Origin of the sequence: Nonomuraea aridisoli (assembly GCF_003236395.1) — a bacterium.
GTDB lineage: Bacteria > Actinomycetota > Actinomycetes > Streptosporangiales > Streptosporangiaceae > Nonomuraea > Nonomuraea aridisoli.
On the sequence record NZ_POUD01000729.1, the window covers coordinates 1 to 206 of the forward strand.

Genomic DNA, 206 nt, shown 5'->3' on the forward strand with positions numbered 1-206 from the left:
GTTTGTCCCAGGCGTGACCCAGCTATGACCCACCTCTTGATTCTTTGATCAAGGGGTGAGGCGAATCTGCAGGTCAGAGTGGTAGGGCGCCCGGGGCTCGAACCCGGAACCTACGGATTAAAAGTCCGCAGCTCTGCCAATTGAGCTAACGCCCCTCGCACGAGCAAGGGTACAGAGATTACCGCCCTGCCCGCGACGCCTCCCTC

General features: G+C 60.2%; 1 tRNA gene. It reads right to left on the reverse strand.

Features of this window, described 5'->3' with window-relative positions:
- Positions 1-79: 79 nt before the first annotated feature.
- A tRNA-Lys gene (locus tag C1J01_RS48945) sits at positions 80-155 on the reverse strand.
- Between the last annotated feature and the right edge of the window lie 51 nt (positions 156-206).